Below are 24,613 nucleotides of genomic sequence, written 5' to 3'. Positions count from 1 at the left end.
GTGCCAGGGCCTGCCGGCAGCCTGTGGACGACGACGCGGAATGCCGCGACGCCGCCGTCCCCTGTGGACGACGGCGCCGCTCCGGGCCGGAGCCCTGGCGATGCCTGGGCTGGCGAGCACGCTGAGCTGGCGGGCAGGGCTGGCTGAGCTGGCGGGTAGGGCTGGCTGAGCTGGCGGTACTCGGCTAGCCCTTGATCGCCTGGTCGAGCAGCTCGCGGGTGCGGCCGTGCCGAGCGAGCACCGCGTGCACCTCGCTGACCAGGCGCTCCTGCGCGACGTCGTGGATCGCCGCGTCGAAGCGCCGGCCGATGCCGTCGCGGCGGCGCCGGGCGCCGGCCCTGGCGATGGCCCGGCCGAGCGCCGCGAGCAGGAGCCCGAGCAGGAGGCCACCGACCAGCATGAGCAGCGGGTAGGGCAGGATCCCGACAGTGGGGGGCTCGGGCACCGGCAGCTGGGCCCAGCCGAGGCCCATCAGGACCAGCAGCCAGACCAGGCCCGCGACCGCGACGAGCGCGAACAACCACTGCAGCCCGTTGAACACGCTCCACCACAGCGGCCGTCGAGCCCGCAGCGGCACCTCGAGCACCGTCTGGTCGAGGGAGTCGACCAGGTCGTTGTCCTCGGGGGCGGCGGCCCGGTGCACGGCGTCGGCCCAGCGGGTCGGCAGGCCCTCGGAGGCCACGTCGGCCAGGTGGCGGGTGGCCAGGTCCACCGAGGCGCGGGCGGCCGGGGTTGGCGGCGGCAGCGAGGACCGGCCGATGGTGCGGCGCACGTCGGTGGCCTGGATGCCCAGGTCGTTGTCCTCCTTGAGGCGAAGCCGCTTGAGCGGGTCGGGCCGCAGCGCGTGACCCCAGCGGGTGAACGGCCATCCTGTCGTCTGCGCGGCCTCGCGACGGTAGTCCCGCTCGACCGCCTCGAGGACGACGGGCACGCCGGCCGCGCGTCCGAGGGCGGCGACCAGCTCGTCGGAGGGCCCGTCCGGGAGCTGCGGGTCGGTGGACCCCACCTCGTCGCGCAGCTCCTCCGCGGAGGCGCGCAGGTCACCCGTGAGCCGGCGCTCGGCGGCCGTGCGTGACGAGACCGCCTCCGCGAGCCGCTGCTGCAGGACGTCCAGGCCCATCCCGGTGCGGGCCGACGTGGGGATCACCTCGGCCGACGGGATCCCGTCGTCCGCGAGGATGCGGCCCAGGTCGGCGGTGCACTGCTCCACCCCCTCGGGCGACAGCCGGTCGGCGTGGTTGAGCACGACCACGGTGACCGCGTCGTGCTCCGAGAGCACCTGGATGTAGTCGTCGTGCAGGCGGGCGTCGGCATACTTCTGGGGGTCCGTGACCCACACGAAGACGTCGACCAGCTGCAGGACGCGGTCGGCCTCGGCCCGGTGCGACTGGGTGCGCGAGTCGAAGTCCGGCAGGTCGAGCAGCACGAGCCCGTCGAGGTCGGCCGCGCGCCCGTGGACGGGGTCGGTGGCGACGCGGTGGCGGGCTCCGACGCCGAGCCAGTCGAGCAGCGGCGTCGCGGGGTCGTCGCCCCACACCGCGGCGCTGGCCGTCGAGGTCGTGGGCCGGCGGGCGCCGACCCGCGAGACGTCCTCGCCGACCAGGGCGTTGAAGGTCGACGACTTCCCCGAGCCGGTGGCGCCCGCGAGCGCCACGACCGTGTGCGACCCCACGAGGGCGGTGCGCTCGCGGGTCTGGTTGACGATCCGGCGGGCCGGCGCCACCGCCTGCTCGCTGAGCTCGGCGCCGCCGGTCTGCAGCGCCTCGGCGAGGATCCGCGCGCGCTCGGTAGCGGGGAGCGCGGTCTCCTCGGTCGTGCGACGTCGCAGGATGCTGGTCATCGGGCCGCCCTCACGCTCACGGCGGCCTGGGCCAGGTCGCTCGACTGGTTGGTGTCCACCGCGACGTCGTCGACCGCCTCGAGATAGCGGCGCTCCTCGTCGGCGTACAGCGCCTGGACCCGGTCCATCAGGTCCCGGCGAGCCTTGCGGGCCAGGTCGCGCACGGCCTGGTCGCCGAAGATCGCCTCCAGGATGCGCTGCCCGAGGACGGCGGAGCCCGCGGCGATCCCGCCCTCGGCGCCCGTGAGCCCGCTGGTGTGGGTGAAGACCACGAGCATCAGCACCACGGACAGCGCGTTGACGCCGTAGGCGAGGACGCGCGCGGTCGTGCGCTTGTCCTGGCCCTCCTCGCGGATCATCGCGAGCAGGTCGGACTGCCAGTCGCGGACCAGGCGGTCGACGCGGTCGGGCAGGTCGACGGAGGACATGCCGAGCCCCGTGCGGTGCGCCAGCAGGACCTCGCCGCCGGGCGCGTTGCGCCACTGGCGACGGACGTCGGAGGCGGCCCGGTCGGCCTGGGCCTGGATGAGGGAGGCGACACCGGACTGCAGCACCTCGCCGAGCTGGTCGGCGGGCTGGGGCTGGCCCTTGACCGCGGCGGTGATCCGGTCGCGGATCCGGCCGATGCCAGACTCGATGGTGCGCAGGAACTCGCCGGTGCCCACGAACTCCTGCCAGCGGGCGAGCACCTCGCCCCGCAGGAGGGTGCCGTCGCTGACCCCGAGCTCGACCCCCTCCAGGGCGTCGTCGTAGGCCCGGTCGGCCGCGAGTCGCAGCCCCGAGGCGGCCATCTGCTGGTCGTCGCTCGCCTCGACGAGCCCCGTGACGCGGCCCGAGAGCGAGTCGAGGGCGCCCGACAGCGTGCGCCGGACGACCGTCTGGCGGGCCACGGCGTCCTCCGCGAGGGTGGCCAGCCAGCGCCGCAGCGGACCCACCTCGCGCTCGGGCAGCAGGCCGCCCTCCTCGAGGACCGTCTCGCGGACCGTGAAGATGGGGGCGCCCTCCAGCCGCTGCTCGGCCAGCATCCGCGCAAGGTCCTCGCGGACCTCCACGACGGCCTCGTCGGGCACGCGGTCCAGGACGATCGCGACCGAGGTGCCGCGGTCCCCGGCCTCGCGCAGGAGGTCCCAGGGCACGGCGTCGGCATACCGGGCCGCCGTGGTCACGAAGAGCCACAGGTCGGCGGCGTTGAGCAGCTGCCGCGACAGCTCGCGGTTGGCGGCGACCACGGAGTCGATGTCGGGGGCGTCGAGCAGGGCCAGCCCGGCGGGGAGGGAGTCCGAGGTCACCAGGCGCACCGAGCTCATGTCGTCGTCCGCGGTGCCCTGGCTGTCGCTGCGGCCGGTGAGCCGGCCGAAGCGCGGCAGGACCTTGGTGGTGAACCACTCGCGGTCCGCCTCGTGGTGCACGAGGACGGGGGCCCGGGTCGTGGGCCGCAGCACGCCGCTGCGCGACACCGTCTCGCGAACGACGGAGTTGACCAGGGTGGACTTGCCCGAGCCGGTGGACCCGCCGACGACGACCAGGAGAGGCGCGTCCAGCGCCGCCAGCCTCGGTATGACGTAGTCGTCGAGCTGGGTCACCAGGCTGGTGCGGGCGGCGCGAGCCTCGGCGGTGGAGGCCAGCTCGATCGGGAACTGCGCCCGGTCGACGACGGTCTTGAGGTGTGCCACGGCATCCGGCAGCCGGTCGTTGCCACCAGGCGCCGGGCTGTCCACCATCTCCACGAGTCCCCCACGGGTTGCGATCACGGATCGTCACCACGGCACGACACGTTCGGGCCCTGGGCGTTGCGCACATTCTGACAGGAACCTCCCCGTTTCGTCGGGTCTTCGCCCTGACGAGTCCCTCCGGGGTTTCCCCTGGTGGGCTCGATACACTCCCCCGGAAGGCCGACGCGCGTGACGGACCGTGACCCGCCCGGCGTCCACACCCCACCCGTGCAGGAGCCCCCTTGTCCGCCAAGAAGAACCGCGCGAACAACGCCAAGCAGGCCGCCCGTCAGCGTGCCGCCGAGATCCGCGCCCAGCAGGAGGCGGCCGAGCGCAAGCGGCGGCTCCTCATCGCCGCCGTCACCTCCCTCGTGGTCCTCGCCATCATCGGCGCCATCGTGGCCGTGGCCGTGCTCAACAAGGACAAGCCCTCCCCCGCCGCCGCGGGTGCGGTCAAGCTCGACGCCGCCGCGCTCTCCGCGATCAACGACGTCCCGGCGACGGCCTTCGCCGCCGCGGGCGTGAGCGACCAGATCACGAACGGACCGAAGCGGGTCAAGGACGCGCCCGCCGCCACCCGCGAGGGCAAGCCGCAGGTGCTGTACGTCGGTGCGGAGTACTGCCCGTACTGCGCCGGGCTGCGCTGGTCCACGGCGGTGGCCCTCGGGCGCTTCGGCCAGTGGACCTCCCTCACGGAGAGCAAGTCCATCCAGGAGTCCGGCCTCGACCCGCTGTCGACCGTGTCCTTCAGCCAGCAGAACCACGGCGCTGCGTACACGAGCGACACCCTGGCGTTCAACGGCTACGAGACGACCACCTCCGAGCAGCGCAACGGTCAGTACGTCAAGCTCGACACCCTGGAGGGCGAGGACGACGCGACCTTCAAGAAGTACGACTTCCCGCCCTACGTGCAGGGCAGCGGTGGCTCCATCCCGTTCCTGTCGATCGGGGGCAAGACCTTCCAGTCCGGCGGCATCTTCGACGTCCGCGTCCTCGAGGGCAAGACCACCCAGCAGATCGCGACCGCGCTCAAGGACCCGCAGGACGAGACGACCAAGCAGATCCTCTCCGGCGCCAACGTCATCACGGCCGCCATCTGCGAGCAGACCGGCAACAAGCCCGCCGACGTCTGCTCCTCCGCCCCTGTCAAGGCGGGTGCCGCCAAGATCCAGGACCACCAGTGACGTCCGGTCTGCCCGGCTGGCTGCGCTCGGGAGCGCTGCTGCTGTCGCTGGTGGGTCTGCTCGCGTCGGCCTACCTGACCTACGAGCACTTCACCGCGAGCGCGACGCTCGCCTGCCCCGAGGGCGAGGTGCTCAACTGCGCCAAGGTCACCGAGAGCCAGTACGCGACCTTCCTCGGCCTGCCCGTGGCGCTCGTCGGTCTCGCCTACTTCGTCGTCGTGACGCTGCTCTGCCTGCCGGCCGCGTGGCGTCGTGCCGACCTCGACCTGCCGCGCCTCGTCCTGCTGGGGGTCGGTGTCCTGATGGTCTTCTACCTCGTATGGGCCGAGCTGTTCGGGATCGGGGCGATCTGCCTGTGGTGCACCGTGATCCACGTCGCGACGGTCCTGCTGTTCATCCTGCTCGTCTTCGGCCGGGCGCTGGCGCCGCGCCGCTGAGGCAGGCCGCTGAGGCACGCCGCTGAGGCACGCCGCTGCGCCCACCGAGCAGCGAGGCGCCCCGCCCCCGGTGAGCCCGGGAGCGGGGCGCCTCGTCATACGGCAGGGACGACGAGAACGACCTGCCCGTGCATCGTCAGCGCAGGACGATGCGGTCCAGCGGGCCCGGGGTGTAGGGCGAGCTCGCGGCGAGGTAGGCCGCGAAGCCGTCGATGTCCAGGCCGCCGATGAGCTTGCCCGTCGCCTCCTTGAAGACCGGGAAGCCGTCGCCACCGTCCGACAGGAAGTTGTTGGTCACGATGCGGTAGGTCTGGCTCGCGTCGTTGGCGACCGGCTGGCCGCCGATGGTGACATTGCTGATCGCCCCCGCCGCGGTCCGCTCGTAGCGGAAGCCCTTGCTGACCTGCAGCACCTTGGGGAAGGACGCGTTGGTGCCCGTGAACTGCTGGCCGAGCAGGGTGTAGATCTGCGCGCCCGTCATGTCCATCGAGACCAGGTAGTTGTTGAACGGCTGGACCTGGAAGGCCTCCTCGTAGGTCACCACGCCGTCGCCCTCGGCGCCCGACGCCTTGTAGGTGAGGTCGGTGCGGATGCCGCCGGGGTTCATGAAGGCGACGACCGGCTTGACGCCGTTGCTGACCACCGACGGGTCGGCGAGCTGGGCGTCGGCGATGAGGTCCCCGAGCGCCGACTCGCCGGCGGGGTTCTGCGTCCTGGTGACGTCCGTGGTGATGCGGCCGAGCACCTTGCTCGCGATGGGCTTGACCAGCTCCTTGTACTTCGCGATCAGGGAGCTGACCGCGGGGTCCGGCGTGACGGTGCGGGTGACGATGCGGTTGTCGACCCGGACCGAGCTGCGCACGATGTCACGGGACTTCGTGTCGTACTTCATCCGGGCGTCGGTCACGAGCCGGCCGAAGGACAGCGCCGAGGTCACGTAGCGCGGCCGGCCGTCCGGGTCGGGCACGTCGCACACGTAGGACTGGTGCGTGTGCCCGGTCATGACGAGGTCGATCTTGGGCGAGAGGGTGCGGGCGATCGGCAGGATGTCGCTGTTGGGGTCGAGCTCGCCGCCCTTGCCGCAGACGGCGTCGTAGGCCGGGTTGACGGGGTAGGTCTTGCCGTCGGGGGCCTTCCACTGCTGCTGCTTGAGCGAGCCGCCCTGGTGCACCATCGCGACGATCGCCTTGACGCCCTTGCGCTGCAGGTCGCGGGCCGCGGCGTTCATCGTCGACACCTCGTCGCGGAACTCGAGACCGGCCACGCCGGCCTGGGTGACGATGTTGGGGGTGTCCTTGAGCACGGCGCCGACGAAGCCGACCTTGACGCCGCCGACCTCCTTGATCGTGTAGGCCGGCAGGACGGTGCGGTTGGTGCCCTTGTAGAACACGTTGGCCGCGACCATCGGGTAGTCCGCGCCCTCGAAATCGCCGGCGGCGCAGGAGTTCTGGTTGTCCTTGCCGTCGCCGTCGTCGAGGCAGCCGCCCTTGATCAGGCGCAGCATCTCGCGGTAGCCCTCGTCGAACTCGTGGTTGCCGATGGTCCCCACGCCGACGCCCATGAGGTTCATGGCCTCGATGGTCGGCTCGTCGTGGAACGCGGCGGACAGCAGCGGGGAGGCGCCGACCTGGTCGCCCATCGCGGCGGTGATCGTGCGGGTCTGGCCCTCGCGCAGGGTCTTGAGGTGGGTGGCGAGGTATGCCGACCCGCCGGCGTCGACCGTGACGTCGACCGGCTTGCCGGTGGTGGGGTCGAGGCGGTGGTCCACGACGACCCGGCCGCTGGAGCCCGTCGGGCCCTCGAGGTTGCCGTGGAAGTCGTTGAAGCCGAGGATCTGCAGGTCGACCAGCTTGTCCTTGCCGGGCTTCTTGCCCTTGGCGTCGGCTCCGCCCTGGTCGGCGGGCGCCGCGGCGGCGGTGGTGGCGGACGCGGCCAGCACCAGCCCCGCGAGGGCGGCGGCGGCACGCGTGGTGCGCACTCGAGACATGTCACTCCCAGTGGACGGCACGCTCTCGTCGTCGGGAGCGTGCAGGTGGTCCGGCCCCTGGGGTGGGGGCCGGCGAGATGAACGCTAGCCTCGGCCTCCGACAGACCGTCAAGACCGCCACCGGGTGACATCGCGGCATCGGCCCGGTGAACAGGGTGCCGGGCCGCCCGTGGAGCCGCCACCGTCGGTCACCCTGCGTGATCCGTGCGCGCCGACCGGGCGGTCATCGTCGGACAAATGCCTCTCCTTTCCGCAGGTGCGGGGACCGCGACGACCGGGGGCCCCTACGGTCGTTGACGGACCAGACAGCAGGGGCGACCGGCGCCCTGCCGGAGGCGCGAGACCAGCGCCAGAGCAGCACGAGATCACAGAGACGGAGGCGAGGATGTCGGGCACCCCCCTCAGCGACAGCTACCGACACCGCCCCCAGCCGCTCCCCGAGGACGTCGCCGAGCTCAGCTGGATGCGCGAGCACCGCCGCACGGCCGCGTGGACCGACGCCGCCCTCGAGTCGGACCTGGCCGTCCACGGTCGTCCCGGTGCCGCCCTGTGCCACGTGATCGGTGAGCACCTGGAGCCGGAGGCAGAGTCTCCGCTCGGCGAGTTCGTGATCTACGACATCCTCGACCCGCACGCCGTCCTCGACCAGCTCCCCACCCTGCGCCCCTGCGGCCACGCCAGCTGGACCGAGGCCCTGCGGGGCTTCTGCGCGTCGGCGATCCGGGTCGGCTGGGTCGGGCGGGAGGCCGAGCGTCAACCTCGCCCCATGCTCTACGTCGCCCGGTCCGGGTGCAGCGTCGGCGAGTGGATCGACATGACCCGCCCCGAGCGCCAGGTCGAGCAGGCGCTCGGCTCGCTGCCCGGCGACCCCGCCGACACCCAGTGGCAGGTCCACGGCCGGATGGGTTTCTACCACGTCTATCCGATGGCGCAACCGGAGCTGTGGACCATGAACGCCGTCGCGCAGGGCATCGACCGGCACGGCGAGGCCTACGCTGCCTACGCCGAGATGACCTTCCAGCAGGGCATGTCCGAGCACGACTTCGAGGCGCGGTACCGCGGCCACGTCGCCACGCTGGAGGAGTTCGTCTTCGACCAGGCCGAGTCCCGCGGGTGGCTCGCGGCCCTGGCGACCCTCAACCGGGTCGACGGGCTGGCCGGCGCCGTGTCGCTGGACATGAGCCTGCTCACCCGCCAGGTCTTCTCGTCGGGCTACTCCTACGAGCCCGGCGCCGACGGCTATCACGTGTTCGGTCCGCCGGACCTGTCCTGAAGCGCCCCCAGCAGGACTCGAACCTGCAACCGTCGGATTAGAAGGCCGATGCTCTATCCGTTGAGCTATGGGGGCCGGCCATCCAGTCTAGTGGCCGGTCGCGCCGCTGCCTGCACCCCGTGACCTGCGGTGCGACGATGACCCCATGATCACCGGGGACGTCGAGGTCCACCTGGCCCACGTGGTCGACATACCCGCGCTGCGCGGGCTGCTCGACGACGACGAGCTGCGCCGCCTGGACGGGCTGCACCGGCCGGCGGACCGCGCTCGGCTCGTCACCTCGCACGCCCTCCTGCGCCTCGCCCTGGCCTCCCGCTGCGGCGTCGACGCCCTCGAGGTCGTGCTCGAGCGCCGTTGCCCCACCTGCGGATCCACCGAGCACGGCAAGGTGCTCGCCCCGGACCTGGACCAGCACGTCAGCCTCGGCCACGCCGGCGACCTCGTCGTGGTGGCCCTCTCCCCCACCGCCCCGGTCGGCGTGGACGTGGAGGTCGAGTCCGCCTGCGGCTTCGAGGGATTCGCCGAGGTGTCCCTGCACCCTGCCGAGGTCGAGGAGCTGGCGGAGCTGTCCGAGCGCGACGCCGACTGGGCGCGGGCGACCTGGTGGGTCCGCAAAGAGGCCGCCCTCAAGGCGACCGGCCACGGCATGACGATCGACCCGACGAGCGTGCGCGTGACCCCACCGACGGAGGAGCCGGCCCTGCTGGCCTGGCCCGAGTCTCCCTCCCCCACGGTGCATCTCGCGGACCTGAGGGTGCCAGGATCGTATGCCGCGGCCGTGGCCCTGCACGACGTGGACGACCGGGTCGCGGCGATCGACGTCACCCAGCTCGACGGCGACGAGCTCCTCCGCGTCGACTAGCTGCGCCCGTCCAACCTCCGTGCGATGGCAGCCGTGACAGGCGCACGCCGCCGTCGAGGTGCCACCCGCCCCAGCGGCGGGCACACGTGCTGCACATAGGGAGAGCGGTCGAGATCCACCTGTTGCGGCACAACGGAACTCACGTGGGAGACCGACCATAGTGCAGCAGTTGTGCACGCGCCGGCGAGTCGGCCGGACCCAGCCGACCGGCAGCAGCGTCAGCGGCGAGGGAGCTCGGGCAGGGTCGGCTGCTCGAGCCACGCCTTGAGCAGCGAGCGGGCGGTCGCTCCGCCATACCGCTGGGCGTGGGTCACGAACATGTCGGTGGTGACGACGGAGTGCAGGTGGTCGGCCACCCAGGACTGCACCAGCTCGCCGAAGACGCTGTCACCCACCGTGATCCGCAGCGCGTGCAGGGTCAGGGCGCCGCGCTTGTAGACGCGGTCGTCGAACATGTCGCGCGCCCCCGGGTCGGCGAGGACCAGGTCCTGCGGCTGACGCTTGAGGGACGCGTGCCAGCGGCGGGCGTGGGCGTCGGTGGACTGACCGCCGGCGTGCGGCGACCACAGCCACTCGGCGTAGCAGGCGAAGCCCTCGTTGAGCCAGATGTGCTGCCAGGTCGCGACGCCGACGGCGTTGCCGAACCACTGGTGCGCGAGCTCGTGCGCCACCAGCCGCTCCTCGGACCGGCGCCCGGTGCAGTGGTTGGCCCCGAACGTCGAGAACCCCTGCGACTCCAGCGGGATCTCGAGCGGGTCGTCCGTCACGACCACGTCGTAGGCGGGGAACGGGTAGGGCCCGAAGAGCTCGGTGAACACGGCCATCATCTGCGGCTGGCGCCCGAAGTCGTGCAGCGCCTCGGCCTTGAGCCGTGGCGGGACGTGCAGGGTCTGCGGGACGTCGGGGGCGTCGGCGATGCGCGCGGCGGTGTAAGCCCCGATCTGCACGCTCGCGAGGTAGGGCGCCATGGGCTCGCGCTGCTCGTAGGTCCAGCTGGTCCGCGATCCCCGCACGACCCGCTGCACCAGCACGCCGTTGGTGACGACGGTGTATGGCGAGTCGCAGGTCACCGTCGTCGCGTAGGTCGACTTGATGCCGGGGTGGTCGTTGCAGGGGAACCACGTGGGGGCGCCGTCGGGCTGGCCGGCGACGAGCACGCCCTCGGTCAGCTCCTCCCAGCCGACCTCGCCCCACAGGCTCCGGCTCGGGCGCGGGTTGCCCGACCACTGCACCTCGACCACGAGCACCGCCCCGGCGGAGACCTGACCCGGGAGCGTGACGGTGAGCCGGGCCGCGCGGTGGGCGTAGCGGGCTCGCTTGCCGTCCACCAGGACCTTGGCGACCGCCAGCGGGCCGGCGAGGTCGAGGGCCAGCCGGTCGATGCGGCGGGTGGGGCGCACGTGGATGCGGGCGCGCCCGGCCAGGCGGTTGCTCGCCACGCGGTAGTCGAGCTCCAGGTCGTAGTGGGCGACGGTGTAGCTCGTGTCGCCGTGCGCGGGGACGTAGGGGTCGGGCTCGAGCTCGGCCGAGGTGCGCGGGCGCGGCAGCGCGGGTGGCCTCATGCGGAGCCCGCCCAGGGGGCGATGGGGTTGCCGATCCAGCGGGTCCCGGCGGGCACCTGCTCGCCACGCAGCACGAGGGACGCCGGGCCGACGGTCGTGGACTCGCCGAGGCCGGCGGCAGGCAGGATCACGCCGTGCGGGCCCATGGTGGCGCCGGTGTCGAGGGTGACGGTGTCCATCTGCATGATCCGATCATGGAAGAGGTGGGTCTGCAGGACGCATCCACGGTTGACGCTCACCCCGTCTCGCAGGGTGACCAGGTCGGCCTCCGGCAGCCAGTAGCTCTCGCACCAGACGCCGTGCCCGATCCGGGCCCCGAGGGCGCGCAGCCAGACGTTGAGGACCGGCGTGCCGGTCGCGGCCCAGGCGAGCCAGGGGGCGGCCACCATCTCGACGAAGGTGTCGACGACCTCGTTGCGCCACACGAAGGTGCTCCACAGCGGGTGCTCCACGACGCGCAGCCGGCCGACGAGCAGCCACTTGACCGCGACGGTGATCGCGCCGGCCAGCACCCCGGTCAGCAGCAGCACCACACCGGCGAGCAGGGCGGCGGCCCACCAGCCGACCTGCACCCACAGGACCTCGAGGGTCGCCACCACGAGCACCGCGAGGGCGATCGTGCACATGACGGGTATGACGCGGCACAGCTCCACCAGGGCGCGGGCGACCTTGAGCCCGGGGGTGGGGTGGTAGGTCCGCGACAGGTCGTGGTCGGTGGCCTGCCGCTGCAGGCGCACCGGCGGGCTCCCCAGCCACGACGAGCCCGACTTGGACTTGGCGGGAGCGGCAGAGAGGACGGCGACCAGGCCGTTCTTGGGGACGCTGCGCCCCGGCGCGGCCATGCCCGAGTTGCCGAGGAAGGCCCGCTTGCCGACCTTGGCCCGCTCGATGTGCACCCAGCCGCCGCCGAGCTCGTAGGACGCGATCATCGTGTCGTCGGCCAGGAAGGCGCCCTCCCCCACCCGGGTCATCGCGGGCAGCAGCAGGACGGTGGAGGCCTCGACGTTCTTGCCGACGCGGGCGCCCAGCAGCCGCAGCCACACCGGGGTGAACAGGCTGGCGTAGATGGGGAACAGCTGGGTGCGCGCGCTGTCGAGGAGGCGCTCGGTGGCCCACACCTGCCAGCCGATGCGGGACCGGACGGGGTGGTAGCCGGGGCGCAGCCCCAGACCCAGCAGCCGCACGCAGACCAGCGTCAGCAGCATGAGGGTGAGCATCGCGACCACGGTGGCCGGTGGCGTCCACACGAGGGCCCGCAGCAGGGCCTCGGACAGCGTCGGCGCGTCGTGGACGGCCCAGAGCACCAGCGCGGCGGCCGGCACGACGGCGAGGGTGGGGACGAGGCCGAGCAGGACCGAGCTCACGGCATACGCCGTCAGCCAGGCACGCGACTGGGCCGGACGCTCGGTGGGCCAGGTCGGGCGCGCCCGGCCGACCTTGGTGGCGGGCGAGCCCGCCCACAGCTCGCCGTCGGGCACGACCCCGGTGACATAGGACCCGGGCAGCACCTCGGCGTCGCGGCCCACGACTGCGCCGGGCCCGAGGGTGGAACGGCCTCCGACGACCGCGCCAGGGCGAACCGTGACCTGCCCGACGTGCAGGACGTCACCGTCGAGCCAGTGCCCGGCGAGATCGACCTCGGGCTCGATCGAGGCACCGCGACCGAGCGACAGGAGGCCGGTGATGGGAGGCAGGGTGTGCAGGTCGGCGTCGCGGCCGATCTTGGCGCCGAGGGCGCGGGCGTAGTAGACGATCCACGGCGCGCCGGCCATGGTCACCGCCCCGACGGCCTCGGCCAGCCGCTCGGCGGCCCACAGGCGCAGGTGCACCGAGCCGCCGCGGGGGTAGCTGCCGGGGCGGACTCCGCGCAGGAGCAGGCGGGCCCCGACGACCGTGATGCCCATCCGCCCGACGGGCGTCAGCAGCAGGAACCAGCCGAGCAGGATCGCCCACCACGGGGCGGTGGGCGCCCAGGGGATGTCCCAGACCAGGGCGGCGACGGAGTTGGCGGCGGCGACCCCCACCAGCCACTGCAGCCCCGTGACCGTCGACAGGGGTATGCCGAGAAGCAGCTGCACGAGCTGGGCCCGCCGGGGCACGGGGGTCACGGTGCGCGGTGGGGTGTCGTCGGCGCGCAGGCGCGCCGCCATGACGTCGAGGTAGGACGCCTGGTCCGCGAGGCGCGGGTGGGCGTAGGCGTCGGCGACCGTCATCTCGGGGTGGGTCGAGCGCAGGACCGAGACCAGCTGAGCGGTGGTGAGGCTGGACCCGCCGAGGCCGAAGAAGTCGTCGTCCGGGCTGGTCACGGGTGAGCCGAGCACCGAGGACCACTGCTCGGCGAGCCAGGCCGTGGTGCCGGTCAGCTCGCTCGTGCCACCCGGAGCGCCCGGGGCGCTCGGCGCGAGGTCGGGCAGCGGCCAGGGCAGGGCGTCCCGGTCGACCTTGCCGGAGGTCTTGCTGGGGAGGGTGTCGACGACGGCGATGAGGGGCACCAGCGCGGCGGGCAGGACGCTCGCGAGCTCGCTGCGGGCCTGGGCGCGGTCGAAGCCGTCGGGGTCGTTCGGCACGACGTAGCCGACGAGGATCTGGTTGCCCGCGTCGGTGGTGCGGACCGCGGCGGCGGCGCCGGCCACCTCGGGCAGCGCCTGCAGGGCCGCGTCGACCTCGCCGAGCTCGATGCGGCGGCCCCCGAGCTTGACCTGCTCGTCGGCGCGCCCCATGAAGATCAGGCCGTCGGGCTCGTAGCGGACGAGGTCGCCCGAGCGGTAGGCGCGGTCCCAGCCGAGCAGGGGCAGGGGGGCGTACTTCTCGGCGTCCTTGGCCGGGTCGAGGTAGCGGGCCAGGCCGACGCCGCCGATGATCAGCTCGCCGACCTCGCCCTCGGCGACCAGCTCGCCGTCCCTGACGATCGCGAGCTGCCAGCCGTCGAGGGGCAGGCCGATCGAGACGGCACCCTCGCCGGTCATCCGCGCACCGCACGCGACGACCGTGGCCTCGGTGGGACCGTAGGTGTTCCACACCTCACGGCCGGGGCGCACCAGCCGCTCGGCCAGCTCGGGCGGGCAGGCCTCGCCGCCGAAGATGAGCAGCCGCACGGCGTCCAGGCTCGCGGCGGGCCACAGCGCCGCGAGCGTCGGGACCGTCGAGACGATGGTGATCCCGCGCTCGACGAGCCAGGGGCCGAGGTCCATGCCCGTGCGGACGAGGGCACGCGGTGCGGGCACGAGGCAGGCGCCGTGCCCCCAGGCGAGCCACATCTCCTCGCAGCTGGCGTCGAACGCGACGGACAGCCCGGCGAGGACCCGGTCGCCGGGGCCCTGCGGCGCGTCCTGGAGGAACATGCGGCCCTCCGCGTCGACGAAGGCCGCCGCGCTGCGATGGGTCACCGCGACGCCCTTGGGCGTGCCCGTCGAGCCGGACGTGAAGATCACCCAGGCGTCGTCGTCCGGCGTGGGGCGACGCTGGTCGTCCAGGGGGCGGTCGGCGTCGAGGTCGAGCAGCTGGAGCCGCAGCCGGGCCCCCACCACCGCGACGGCGCTCGCCTCGGAGAACACGAGCTCGGCGCGCTCGATCGGGTCGTCGGCGTCGACCGGGACGTAGGCCGCGCCGGCCAGCAGGATCGCCACGATGGCGACGTAGAGGTCGCAGGTGCCGGACGGGACGCGGACACCCACCTTGTCGCCGCGCCGGACGCCCTCGTCGTGCAATCGGTCGGCGAGGCGGGAGGCGGCGGCCCGCAGCTCGGCATACGACAGCACGGTCGTGCCGTCGTCGAGGGCGGGTGCGTCGGGATGGGTCTGGACGACCTGGTCGAGGAGGTCGACGAGGGTGCGCTCGGGCGGCGTGCTGCCGCCGATCAGCTGTGCCGTTGCCACGTGAGACGTCCCTGTTCTGTTCCTGGTCGCGTCGCAGAGCGACGCGGCAGACCCTACAGGGCGCGCGAGCCCACGAACTGCGACCGACACTCCATCATCGTCGTCAGCAGGTGACGCTCGAGGGCGAGGACGCCGTCGTCCACGTCGCCGAGCTCCATCCGGTGCCGCAGCATGGCGAGGTCGCTGGCCGCGTCCTGGAAGCGGTCCATGGCCGCCTGGCTGCGGCGCCCGCCGATCCCGCGAGCCCAGGCCCGGGCCTGGCGCCTGGCGGGGACGGACGCCAGCATGGCGACCTCGGTCGGGGCCAGCCACCCCGCCCGGGCGTAGCGCGTGAGCTCCTCGGAGATGATCCGCGCCTCCCGGCGGCGCGCCCAGACCGCCAGGCCCACGAAGGCGACGAAGAACGGGAGCTGCAGCAGCACATAACCCGTGAGGAAGCCCTCGAGGCCCGCGACGGCGGAGAGGTTCCACGCAGCGTGCAGGACCACGGCGACGGTCCAGCCGACCACGGGTGCGACCACGCGCAGAGGACCGCGCCGCCGATAGACGGCGATGCCGATCCCCACGCCCGTGCAGCAGGTGAAGATCGGGTGGGCGAACGGACCGACCACGCCGCGCAGGACGAAGGTGGCGACCAGCCCCGCGCCACCGGCCTCGTTGAAGGCGCGCCCGAGGTAGAGGATGTTCTCGCCGAAGGCGAACCCGCCCGCGACCAGGCCGGCGTAGACGAGTCCGTCGACCACGCCGTCGAACTCGCGGCGCTGCAGCCACAGGATGACGAGCAGCCCGAGACCCTTGGCGCTCTCCTCCACGACCGGGGCCACCACCACGGCACCCAGCGACGTCGGGTCGGTCCCGGTGGCACCGGCGATGATCGCCATCGTGCCCGTGTTGGCGACCAGCGCCACGGCCGTGGCGACCACCGCACCCCACGCGAAGGCCAGCACCAGCATCCGGCGCGGCTCGCTCTCGAGCCGGTCGATCCACAGGAACGCCGGCACCACCACCCCGACGGGGAGGGCGGCGAAGACGAGACCGAGCAGCCCGGCGCCGACGCCGGTGGAGATGCCGACCGCGCCGAGGAGCACGAGCGAGCACAGCCCGAAGCCGATCATGAGCAGACCCACCATGAGCCAGCGGCGCAGCGTCGCCCGCCGAGGGGGGACGGCTGCGGCCATGGACAGCGGGGGTCCCCCGGGCGACCGACTCATGCCTGCAGGCTAGCCGTCCGGGTGAGGTGGCTACAGTGGGGCGGGTGACTAGCGCTGGCACCGACAAGGCCCTGACCGACCGGATCGTCTGGATCGACTGCGAGATGACCGGGCTGTCGCTCGAGCACGACGCGCTCATCGAGGTGGCCGCGCTGGTCACGGACTTCGAGCTCAACCAGCTCGGCGACGGTGTCGACGTGATCATCCGCCCGGAGCAGGCGGCCCTGGACCAGATGAACGACTTCGTGCGCGAGATGCACACGACGAGCGGGCTGCTCGCCGAGCTGGACTCCGGGGTGACGATGGCGGAGGCGCAGACCCGCGTCCTGGACTACGTGCGCGAGTGGGTCCCCGAGCCCGGCAAGGCCCCGCTCGGGGGCAACACCGTCGCGACCGACCGCGGCTTCCTCGCCCGGGACATGGCCGAGCTCGAGTCCTACCTGCACTACCGGATCGTCGACGTCTCCTCGATCAAGGAGCTGTCCCGGCGGTGGTACCCGCGGGTGTACTTCAACTCCCCCAAGAAGGTCGGTGGGCACCGCGCGCTGGCCGACATCACCGAGTCGATCGCCGAGCTGCGCTACTACCGCGAGGCGATGTTCGTGCCGCAGCCCGGGCCCACGACCGACCAGGCGCGGGGGATCGCGGCGAAACACGAGGGCGGGGGCGGCGGCTCCCCCCGGGCCTGAGCGCCCTGGTCCGTCCCGGGCCGCCCCGGGCCGAACGTCGGTCCTAACGTGGTCGGAAGCACCTCAGATCCACGGTAGTATGGTCCGCGCTGCTCGACGCGGGCGACCGTGGTCGAGGTGCATGGTGGGTGTAGCTCAGCTGGTAGAGCACCTGGTTGTGGTCCAGGTGGCCGCGGGTTCAAGTCCCGTCACTCACCCCAGTCGATGCGAGGCCCCGGACCGTGACGGTCCGGGGCCTCTCGGCTGCCTGCCCGAACCGCGCCCTCGCGGCTCACCATCGCCGGTCGGCGGTGATGCGGACGTGGGTGGTCTCCATCGACGCCGCTGCCCCGTCCTCGTTGAGCACGCCGACCGCACGCATCTCGCTGACCACGCGAGCCAGCGAGGGGTCCGTGGCGGCGAGCTCGTCGACCTCGTCGGCCGCCCGGGCGTAGGTCCGCAGGTCGTGGTTGGGGCCCGTGCCCGCGAGACCGCTGTCGAACCGCACCGTCACCCGCCGCGCGCGGTCGCCGTTGGCGCGCCCGTCGAGCTTGGTGACGACGTCCCGGTCGCCGTCGAGCGCCAGCGTGGTCACGCCGCGCGGCTGCCGCAGGTGGGCGATCGGCGCCGCCACCGCGAGCACGTGCGTCACGCGGTAGCCCTGGCTGCGCAACCGGGCGGCGGCCACCACCGCGGCCATGCCGCCCTGCGAGTGCCCCGCCAGCGCGATCGGCACGTCCTTGGGCACGCCCGCCGCCACCACGGCCGCTTCGACGCCACGGGCGTAGGCGGTGGCCTCCCCACCCATCAGGCCCACGTTGCCGCCGAGGTCTCGGACCTGGTCCGTCTCCTCCCCCGGCAGGCTCCAGGCGTCGGTGCCCGGGACGTCGACGAGCACCGCCTGCCGGTCCGTCCCGTCCTGCCGGCTGGTGATGCGCCGCACCGCGATCGTGCCGTCCTCGCGCGCGTTGGTCTCGGCGAGGCCCCGCACCACGTCGGCGGTGCGTCCAGGCGCCGGCCCGACCGACACGGGCCCGGCGGCCACCAGGACGGGTTCGCCGTCGACCCACAGCGGCGCGGCGGCGTGCGCGACCACCGCGACCGGGGACAGCTCCGCGTGCTCCCCCAGGACCTCCTCGCCCTGGGCGAGACGGGCGACCGCGACCCAAGGGGCAGATAGGGCAGCGGCACCGTTGATCCGGTGCTCCAGCTCCCCCGCGTGGTCAGCGGCCCACCGGTCGGCCGCCTCCCGGGGTGAGAGCGGCTCCCCGGCCCGCAGTGACTCCGTCAGGTAGGCCTCCCCCACCGACCGGGTCGTGCCCACCGGGTCACGGACGACGCCCTCGACCGCGAGGACCACGCCGGCCGCGTCGCGGGCGTCCCACAGGGCGGTGTTGGCGACCTCGGCCAGGTCGTAGCCGCTCGCCGCCGTGACGAGGGCGTTGCCGACGACCCGCGCGCCACCCGCGACGACGAGCGGGGAGAACGGGCCGATCAGCGACCGCTGCAGCGCCGCGGCGGCCCCCAGCGCGGTGGCCGGGGAGAGGACAGCCGTCGCGTCGACCGCGAGACCCGCGCCTGCCAGGGCGCCCGCGACGCCCAGCTCGTCGAGATCGGCGCCCACGCCCCGGCACAGCACGCCCAGCATCTGCACGTCGTCCACGACCACCCTGATGCCGCCGGCGCCGCCGTCGACGCCCGTGATCCGGGGCCCGTCCCCAGTCACCGGAGGCCCACCAGGCCCGTGCCCACCGGCTCGTCACGCAACACCCGGCGCACCGCCTCGGCCCCCTGGTCGGCGGCGTCGTGGACGGCGGCCGCGGTCGAGACGAGCTCGGCCCAGGCGGCGGAGACCGCCATACCGTGCGCTCTGACCGCGACCGCCGCCTCCTGCACCTGCTCGGACCCCGCGCGCAGACCGGCGACGAGGTCGTCGACCCGGTCCCGGGCGGCCTGGGCGGCCGGGGACTGCCAGTCCACCCCCGCGGCCGCCTGCGCGAGCCGCTCCGCCGCCCGCCCCATGCCCGCCGCGTGCTGCTCCAGCACCGCCGCGCACGCCACGACCTGACCACCGTCCATGCTCACCTCCGCCGCCGCGCCGTCCTCCCATGGACGGCCCTGGCGAGGATGCTAGGAAGGACCTGCACCACCCCGGGACGCGCCCGCTCTGCCTGGGGACCACGCCGACCGGATCGCGACGACCTGTGGACAACTCGGCCGCGAGACGGGTCCAGACCGGAAGGAACCATGCCCACCCACGTCAGCCCAGCCCGCCACGTCGCCCTGCCGCTGCTGATCCTCCTCACCGCAGCGCTCGCCCTGCTCGGTGCCGGGCCTGCGTCCGCGCACTCGGCCCTCGTGTCCGCCGACCCCGCCGACGGAAGCACCCTGCGCACCGCACCGACGGCGGTGACCCTGACCTTCAACGAGGACGTCAAGGGACAGTTCAGCAAGGTCATCGTCACCGACCCCGAGGGTCGCCAGGTCGCCGAGGCAGCCACGGTCGCCGGCCCCGTGGTCAGCGCCCGGCTCCCTGCCGGGCTGGTCGACGGCCGCTACCGCGTCGTCTACAGCGTCGTCAGCGCCGACACCCACCGGATCGCCGGCGAGCTGCACTTCACGCTCGCGACGTCCGGGGCCACCGGTGCTCCCACGTCCACCACGTCCACCACGCCCACCTCGTCCCCCGCGACGACGAGCGCGCCCGCCTCGTCGAGCCCCACGTCGACCGGCCCCACGTCGACCAGCCCCGCGACGACGAGCCCGACCGCCCAGCCCGCGAGCCCGTCGGCCTCCGCCTCCTCGGGTGGCAGCTCCCCGTGGCCGTGGGTCGGCCTGGCCCTCGTCCTCGCCGTAGGGGGGCTGGTGAGCCTGAGCCGCCTGACCCGACGTCGCCGCGCCGACGACGGGGGTGGCCGCCGCTGACCGAGCGTGGTCGTCGTCCGCCACCCGGGGGGCTCTGAGCTGCCTCGCCCAGGCCAACCCTCCCCTGCCCTCGGGTGAGCAAGGCATGGTCTGTCCATCGCCGCCGTGCGCCCGGGCCGTCCGGCATGGTCTCGGCGGCGGGACCGAGGCGGTGACGGATGACCGGTCTGGTGCTGGCCGTGCTGGTCGTGGGCATCTCCACGACGGTGTGGTCGTTGGTCGGTGTCGGCCGTCTGGTGGCCGGGCGACGCAGGACGACCAGCCGCACGCACCAGGGGTCCCACCGTGCGCACACGGACCCGCCGGGCCTGGACCAGGTGGCGGTCCTCGTGGCCGCGCACGACGAGGAGCTCGTGATCGAGCAGACCATCCGCAGCGCCTCGGCCCTGGTCCCGCCCCAGCAGATCCACATCGTCAGCGACGGCTCCCACGACCGCACCGCGGAGCTCGCCCGGGCCTGCGGCGTCAACGTCCTGGACCTGCACCCCAACCGCGGGAAGGCCGGCGCCCTCGCCGCCGGCATCGAGCACTTCGGCCTCTGCGACCGCTACGAGGTCGTGATGCTGCTCGACGCCGACACCCAGCCGGCCGACGACTACCTGTCCACCGCGCTGCCGCACCTCGCCGACCCCGACGTGGTGGCCGTCGCCGGGCGCGCCCGGACCCTGTTCGACCCGCCTTCCCCCACCCTGCTCGGGCGCCTCCTCGTCGCCTACCGCGAGCGCCTCTACGTCGCCGTGCAGCTGCTCCTCAAGTACGGCCAGGCCGCGCGCGCGGCCAACGCCGTGCCCATCGTCCCCGGCTTTGCCAGCCTCTACCGCACCAGCGCCCTGCGCGAGATCGACGTGGTGGCACCGGGACTGGTGATCGAGGACTTCAACATGACCTTCGAGGTGCATCGCAAGGGCCTCGGCCGCATCGACTTCCACCCGCAGTCCGCGACGGCCTACACGCAGGACCCCGACCGGTTGCGGGACTACCGCCACCAGATGCGCCGGTGGATGCTCGGCTTCTGGCAGACGGTGCGCCTGCACGGACTGCACCGCGGTGTGTTCTGGACGGCGCTGGGCGCCTTCGTGGTGGAGGTGGTGGTCGCGTCCCTCGTGTGGCTGCTCGTCGTCCCCCTGCTGGCGTGCAGCCTGCTGGCGAGCGCGCTCGCCGGTGCCGTCGCCGGTCCTCCCGGGTGGCTCGTCTGGCTCGGTGGCCTCCTCACGGTCAAGGACGTGCTGCTAGGGGTGCTGCTCCCGGACCTGATCCTGTCGGTCCTGGCCGCGGTCAGCACCCGTCGAGCGTCCTACCTGCTGTATGCCGTGGCCTTCCCCCTCCTGCGGATCCTCGATGCGGCCCTGTGCCTGACCGCGCTGGGTCGCGCCTGGGCCGCTCCGTCCACCGGCCGATGGGTCAGCCCCGCCCGCCGCCAGGTCATGGGTGCCTCGACACGACGCTGACCGTGAGCCGAGCGCGACCGTCCGTCACCGGTGCGTCGCCGCAGGCACCCCCCTGGGGGACGGCGGTCGTGGAATCGTCCCTAGTGAGGTCGGTCCCCTAGGGCGTGTCTCTCAATTCTGGTAGCCAGAGGGTGATGGCGCGTAGGAGGATGCCGGCGCGGTAGGTGATGGCGAGCTTGTCGTAGCGGGTCGCGAGGCCTCGCCATTGCTTGATGCGTTGGAAGCCGTTCTCGATGACGTGGCGTTTGGCGTACAGGTGCGGGTCGGTCTTCGGGGGACGCCCACCGGCCGAGCCGCGGCGTTTGCGGTTGGCCTGCTGGTCGCGGGGCTCGGCGATCACGGCCGTGATTCCCCGTGCGCGCAGCAGCGCGCGGTGGGCTCGGGAGGAGTACGCCTTGTCGGCCATCACCGCGTCCGGTGTCGTGCGGGGGCGACCCGGGCCTGGGCGCGGGATCCGCAAAGCGGCAAGCAGGTTCGCGAACATCGTCGAGTCGCTGCCCTGACCGGGACCGAGCAGCACCACGATCGGGCGGCCCTTGCCGTCGCACAGCTGGTGGACCTTCGTGGACAGGCCTCCGCGGGACCTGCCGACGGCGTGGTCAGCCGGCTCGGTGAGCAGATTCTTGTGATTCGACAGAGCCCCCCGCGAGGCGGGTGGTGTTCGTCGCGTGCTGGTGAGCTCGCCCGATCGTGGAGTCGACCGCGGTGTCCCAGTCGATCACCCCCGCGGCATCCGCGCGCACGAGCAGCGCGGTCAGGACCCGGTCCCAGGTCCCGTCCCCCGCGAACCGGCGGTGTCGCTTCCACACGGTCTGCCAGGGGCCGAACTCGCCCGGCAGGTCCCGCCACGCGATCCCGGTCCGGTACCGGTAGATGATCCCCTCGACAACGACGCGGTGATCACGAAAACGCCTGCCCCGCTTGCCATCCGAGCTCGGCATGAACGGTTCGATCAGCTCCCACTCATCATCCGAGAGCACCTGCATCCGCGACATGGCACCAAGAATCGCGGGTCACCACGCACACCTTTGGGAGACACGCCCTAGGCACACCACGGCATGTCGCCTAGATTTCGGACATGTCCAGCTTTACTCCAATGAACCCCGCTGATGACTTCGCTGATCGAGGCGCTGGGAGCAGCGCAAGACGACCCGAAGCCGGGGCGGCCACCACGACCCAGAAGGAGCAACTCGCGATGTCTACCGTTACGAGAGTCACCCTCGTTCAGAGTCTTCCCTTCGCTGTTTGAGCAGAGCCACCCTTAGGAAGTAGAGGCTGGCAGTTACAGAGATCGCTCCTGCAATCAGCCACCCCCAGGTGTCGGTGTAAAGATAGGCATAGAGAAATATGCCGAATAGAACCGCGCAGCTGAAGAACGGCAGAAGACGCCGGTAAAACCGTAAGGTCCTGTTCTTCTGATAGCTATCCACACGACTCCCTAACTGAATCAATGGACAGAGCCAGGCCACCCGCCGACAGCACGAAACCGACACCTGAAGCATACGCGCCGACGCTCGAAAGACCACCTGTGACGGGAGTGCCAAGGGCGAATACTCCCACGCCGATGGCGCTGGCGACCATCCCCCCGGCACCTATGGCCGCTCCGACCATAGCCTTGGTGCATGACTCACCGGTGGGGTCGGTGGCGTTGCATGGGTTAGCGCCTGCGTACAGGTAGGGGTTGGCTTCCTTGGCGGCGGTGTCGGGTTGGGTGAAGCGGCCGGTGCCGGGGTCGTACCAGCGGGTGTCGGTGCGGTAGAGGCCGGTGGCGTCGTCGTAGAGAAGGCCGTGGAACTGGATACGGTTGGCCTTGGTGCCGCCGTCGTAGTGCTCGTCGGCGACGCGCCATTCCCCGTAGGGGGAGTATCGGTAGATCGCGGCTTCGAGGCCGTGGTCACCGGTCGCGGTGCTGGTGACCGAGCCCTGCCGGTCAGTCAGGTAGTAAAGGCCGGGGTCGGTCTTCCAGTCCCCGCCGTTGGCGACCCACTTGTACGCCAGGGGCTTGCCCGAAGGGTGCAGCAGGTACTTGGTGGTACCCGAGGACTCGGTAACGGTGGTGTCCAGCCCGATCGGGGATCGCTGCTGGGTGGAACCGTGGTTCCACCACATCAGGTTGCCCTGGTCGCTGTGCTGAACGTAGCCGTACTCGTACCGGTCACTGCCATGGGTGGTCATCGCGGTGGCCACGTTGTCAGCGGTCCACTCACTGCTGCGGTTGGGCACCCCGACGCCGGTGTCTCCAGGCGCGGTGAGCTCGTTGCCGTCGGCGTCGTAGGAGAACTTGCTGGCGTCACCGTTGAGGGTGGTCAGCTGGTCCGCGGTGTTGTACCCGTAGCTGGTGGTGCCGGGCTGCGCGTTGTACCCCAGGCTTCCCGTCCGGGTCTGGCTGGTGCGGTTGCCGTTCTTGTCATACGCGTAGGCGTACGACGCCGACGCGGCGCCCGCGGGGGTCTTCTCCGTCGCGCTGGTCAGTCGCTTGAGGGAGTCATAGCCGTAGCTGGTGACCGCGCCCTTGGGGATGGCCGTGGCGCCATTAGCGGCGTAGCCCACGTTGTCGGTCATGGTCTGCACCTGGGTGCGGTCCCCACCGCCCGTGGCGGTGTACGTGTAGGCGAAGTCGTTCAAGACTGCCTGGTTCGGAGAGCCGGCCTTGGTGCGAGTCACCCGGGAGGAGTTGTCGTAGGTGATGTCCTGGACGACGTTGGCGGGCATGACCCGCTTGTTCTCCAGGCCGTTCGCGTTATAGCCGAACTTGACGCACCCGGCCTGCGAGGCGAGGTCCTGGCTGCAGGTGGCGCCGGGGAACCCGGCCGTGGTGACCTGGTTCGCGGCGTCGTAGGTGTACGTGGTGGCGTTACCGTCAGGGTCGGTGGAGGTGGTGACGTTCCCGGCCGGGTCATAGCCCACGGTCGAGGGGTTCGCGTGCGCCGGGGTCTTCATCGACACCAGCCGGTTCAGCGCGTCATAGCCCATGGTGGACTGGTTGTAGGTGACATTGCCGTCGGCGTCGTAGGTCAGATAGTTCGTCCACGGGTTCCCCGCGGGGGTGTCCGGGATGGTGTAGCTCACCTTCCGGTCCTGGTTGTCCCAGGTGTACGTGATCCGGTGGCCGCGGCCGTTGATCGAGGCCGTCATCCGGCCCAGGGAGTCGTACTCGAAGGTCTGGACTCCCAGCGGGGACGGTGGCGTGACCTTGGTCAGGTCACCGTTCGCGTTGTACGTGTACCGGGTGACGTTGCCGTTGCCCTTGGTGATGGTGCACAGCTGGCCCGCGAACGGGGAGCAGTTCTTCGTGTTGTCCGTCGAGCCGGGCACGCTCCACGTGTACTTCAATGCAGCCCCGCCGGTGGCGGTGGTGTCGGTCTTGCTGGTCAGGTTCCCGACGGCGTCGTAGGTCATCGAGGTCTTGTTGCCCGCGTCGTCGGTGAGGCACTTGGGCCGGTCCGGGTTGGCCGAGTCGGTGGATCCGCATGCCCCGCCTGTGGTGTACACCGCCGACGTCATGGCACCGGTGGGGATCTGCACCTGGGTCGGATTGTTCGCCGTGTCCCACGTGTACTTGGTGATGTTGCCACCCGCAGCGCCAGCACCCATCGCGTCGGTCGTCGTCGCGATCATCGAGTTCGCCG

At 72.2% G+C, this 24,613-nt stretch carries 17 protein-coding genes and 2 tRNA genes; 8 read left to right on the top strand and 11 right to left on the bottom strand.

Features of this window, described 5'->3' with window-relative positions; genetic code table 11:
* Positions 1-184: 184 nt before the first annotated feature.
* Positions 185-1,840: a GTPase gene (locus tag B4K29_RS10650; protein WP_286956254.1), complete on the bottom strand. Its 1,656-nt coding sequence runs from the start codon at positions 1,838-1,840 to the stop codon at positions 185-187.
* A complete protein-coding gene (locus B4K29_RS10645) occupies positions 1,837-3,591 on the bottom strand; it encodes a dynamin family protein (RefSeq protein ID WP_286958948.1) in 1,755 nt (584 codons plus the stop codon). Before B4K29_RS10645 ends, B4K29_RS10650 begins: the two co-directional genes overlap by 4 nt.
* Positions 3,592-3,794: 203 nt before the next feature.
* On the opposite strand from B4K29_RS10645, the gene B4K29_RS10640 reads away from it, so the two are divergent.
* Positions 3,795-4,736, top strand: coding sequence for a DUF929 family protein (locus B4K29_RS10640; protein ID WP_029211640.1), 942 nt, complete (start codon positions 3,795-3,797; stop codon positions 4,734-4,736).
* The gene (locus B4K29_RS10635; RefSeq protein WP_029211639.1) at positions 4,733-5,173 is read left to right on the top strand and encodes a vitamin K epoxide reductase family protein; all 441 of its coding nucleotides are present in this window, start codon (positions 4,733-4,735) and stop codon (positions 5,171-5,173) included. Before B4K29_RS10640 ends, B4K29_RS10635 begins: the two co-directional genes overlap by 4 nt.
* A gap of 136 nt (positions 5,174-5,309) precedes the next feature.
* Here B4K29_RS10635 and B4K29_RS10630 read toward each other — a convergent pair whose 3' ends face one another.
* Positions 5,310-7,160, bottom strand: coding sequence for a bifunctional metallophosphatase/5'-nucleotidase (locus tag B4K29_RS10630; protein ID WP_286956233.1), 1,851 nt, complete (start codon positions 7,158-7,160; stop codon positions 5,310-5,312).
* A gap of 385 nt (positions 7,161-7,545) precedes the next feature.
* Here B4K29_RS10630 and B4K29_RS10625 point away from each other — a divergent pair, with 385 nt between their 5' ends.
* Positions 7,546-8,433: an antirestriction protein ArdA gene (locus B4K29_RS10625; protein WP_019287751.1), complete on the top strand. Its 888-nt coding sequence runs from the start codon at positions 7,546-7,548 to the stop codon at positions 8,431-8,433.
* Positions 8,434-8,435: 2 nt separating this feature from the next.
* Here the strand turns inward: B4K29_RS10625 and B4K29_RS10620 are convergent.
* Positions 8,436-8,508, bottom strand: a tRNA-Arg gene (locus B4K29_RS10620).
* 70 nt (positions 8,509-8,578) lie between these two features.
* On the opposite strand from B4K29_RS10620, the gene B4K29_RS10615 reads away from it, so the two are divergent.
* Complete coding sequence (locus tag B4K29_RS10615) at positions 8,579-9,295, top strand: 4'-phosphopantetheinyl transferase family protein (RefSeq protein ID WP_019287750.1); 717 nt, start codon at positions 8,579-8,581, stop codon at positions 9,293-9,295.
* 218 nt (positions 9,296-9,513) lie between these two features.
* Here the strand turns inward: B4K29_RS10615 and B4K29_RS10610 are convergent, their stop codons facing one another.
* From B4K29_RS10610 to B4K29_RS10600, 3 genes are read right to left on the bottom strand one after another with little or no spacing between them, the layout of a single operon-like run.
* The gene (locus B4K29_RS10610; RefSeq protein WP_286956228.1) at positions 9,514-10,857 is read right to left on the bottom strand and encodes a M1 family metallopeptidase; all 1,344 of its coding nucleotides are present in this window, start codon (positions 10,855-10,857) and stop codon (positions 9,514-9,516) included.
* Positions 10,854-14,732 carry a Pls/PosA family non-ribosomal peptide synthetase gene (locus B4K29_RS10605; protein WP_286967268.1) on the bottom strand — a complete coding sequence of 1,293 codons (3,879 nt, stop codon included), beginning with the start codon at positions 14,730-14,732 and terminating at the stop codon, positions 10,854-10,856. The genes B4K29_RS10610 and B4K29_RS10605 overlap by 4 nt, the downstream gene beginning before the upstream one ends.
* 53 nt (positions 14,733-14,785) lie before the next feature.
* Entirely contained in the window at positions 14,786-15,943 is a 1,158-nt protein-coding gene (locus B4K29_RS10600; RefSeq protein WP_286967267.1) for a PrsW family intramembrane metalloprotease, read from the bottom strand.
* 44 nt (positions 15,944-15,987) lie between these two features.
* Here B4K29_RS10600 and orn point away from each other — a divergent pair, with 44 nt between their 5' ends.
* Together orn and B4K29_RS10590 are read left to right on the top strand one after the other, a co-directional pair.
* Positions 15,988-16,632 (top strand): oligoribonuclease, encoded by a 645-nt coding sequence (gene orn, locus B4K29_RS10595; protein WP_286956217.1) that lies wholly within the window; start codon positions 15,988-15,990, stop codon positions 16,630-16,632.
* 124 nt (positions 16,633-16,756) lie between these two features.
* Positions 16,757-16,832, top strand: a tRNA-His gene (locus B4K29_RS10590).
* 71 nt (positions 16,833-16,903) lie between these two features.
* Here the strand turns inward: B4K29_RS10590 and B4K29_RS10585 are convergent.
* Together B4K29_RS10585 and B4K29_RS10580 are read right to left on the bottom strand one after the other, a co-directional pair.
* Complete coding sequence (locus tag B4K29_RS10585) at positions 16,904-18,337, bottom strand: thioesterase domain-containing protein (RefSeq protein WP_286956214.1); 1,434 nt, start codon at positions 18,335-18,337, stop codon at positions 16,904-16,906.
* Complete coding sequence (locus B4K29_RS10580; RefSeq protein WP_286956212.1) at positions 18,334-18,690, bottom strand: hypothetical protein; 357 nt, start codon at positions 18,688-18,690, stop codon at positions 18,334-18,336. Before B4K29_RS10580 ends, B4K29_RS10585 begins: the two co-directional genes overlap by 4 nt.
* A gap of 168 nt (positions 18,691-18,858) precedes the next feature.
* On the opposite strand from B4K29_RS10580, the gene B4K29_RS10575 reads away from it, so the two are divergent.
* Positions 18,859-19,536 carry a copper resistance CopC family protein gene (locus B4K29_RS10575; RefSeq protein ID WP_286956211.1) on the top strand — a complete coding sequence of 226 codons (678 nt, stop codon included), beginning with the start codon at positions 18,859-18,861 and terminating at the stop codon, positions 19,534-19,536.
* 158 nt (positions 19,537-19,694) lie between these two features.
* Positions 19,695-20,984: a glycosyltransferase family 2 protein gene (locus B4K29_RS10570; protein ID WP_286956209.1), complete on the top strand. Its 1,290-nt coding sequence runs from the start codon at positions 19,695-19,697 to the stop codon at positions 20,982-20,984.
* A 97-nt stretch (positions 20,985-21,081) separates the two neighbouring features.
* Here the strand turns inward: B4K29_RS10570 and B4K29_RS10565 are convergent.
* Positions 21,082-21,979, bottom strand: a protein-coding gene (locus B4K29_RS10565; protein ID WP_286956207.1) for an IS5 family transposase whose coding sequence is annotated in 2 segments (ribosomal slippage) — positions 21,082-21,627 and positions 21,629-21,979 — 897 coding nt in all. Because the reading frame shifts where the segments join, the coding sequence is not laid out codon by codon here.
* Positions 21,980-22,406: 427 nt separating this feature from the next.
* Positions 22,407-24,613, bottom strand: a 2,207-nt coding sequence (locus B4K29_RS10560; RefSeq protein WP_286956206.1) for an RHS repeat-associated core domain-containing protein, incomplete at its 5' end; no start/stop codon positions are given.

It is taken from the genome of Arsenicicoccus sp. UBA6765, from assembly GCF_002453335.1.
In the GTDB taxonomy this organism is placed as follows: domain Bacteria; phylum Actinomycetota; class Actinomycetes; order Actinomycetales; family Dermatophilaceae; genus Arsenicicoccus; species Arsenicicoccus bolidensis.
The sequence above is the reverse complement of the archived record's forward strand: the minus strand, read 5'-3'. Positions and strand labels throughout refer to the sequence as shown.

What these genes read in the sequence shown, in the direction of transcription:
- B4K29_RS10630 (WP_286956233.1), bottom strand. Translation starts at nt 7,160, where the DNA reads ATGTCTCGAGTGCGCACCACGCGTGCCGCCGCCGCCCTCGCGGGGCTG.
- B4K29_RS10610 (WP_286956228.1), bottom strand. Translation starts at nt 10,857, where the DNA reads ATGAGGCCACCCGCGCTGCCGCGCCCGCGCACCTCGGCCGAGCTCGAG.
- B4K29_RS10615 (WP_019287750.1), top strand. Translation starts at nt 8,579, where the DNA reads ATGATCACCGGGGACGTCGAGGTCCACCTGGCCCACGTGGTCGACATA.
- B4K29_RS10580 (WP_286956212.1), bottom strand. Translation starts at nt 18,690, where the DNA reads ATGGACGGTGGTCAGGTCGTGGCGTGCGCGGCGGTGCTGGAGCAGCAC.
- B4K29_RS10575 (WP_286956211.1), top strand. Translation starts at nt 18,859, where the DNA reads ATGCCCACCCACGTCAGCCCAGCCCGCCACGTCGCCCTGCCGCTGCTG.
- B4K29_RS10650 (WP_286956254.1), bottom strand. Translation starts at nt 1,840, where the DNA reads ATGACCAGCATCCTGCGACGTCGCACGACCGAGGAGACCGCGCTCCCC.
- B4K29_RS10570 (WP_286956209.1), top strand. Translation starts at nt 19,695, where the DNA reads ATGACCGGTCTGGTGCTGGCCGTGCTGGTCGTGGGCATCTCCACGACG.
- B4K29_RS10600 (WP_286967267.1), bottom strand. Translation starts at nt 15,943, where the DNA reads ATGAGTCGGTCGCCCGGGGGACCCCCGCTGTCCATGGCCGCAGCCGTC.
- B4K29_RS10625 (WP_019287751.1), top strand. Translation starts at nt 7,546, where the DNA reads ATGTCGGGCACCCCCCTCAGCGACAGCTACCGACACCGCCCCCAGCCG.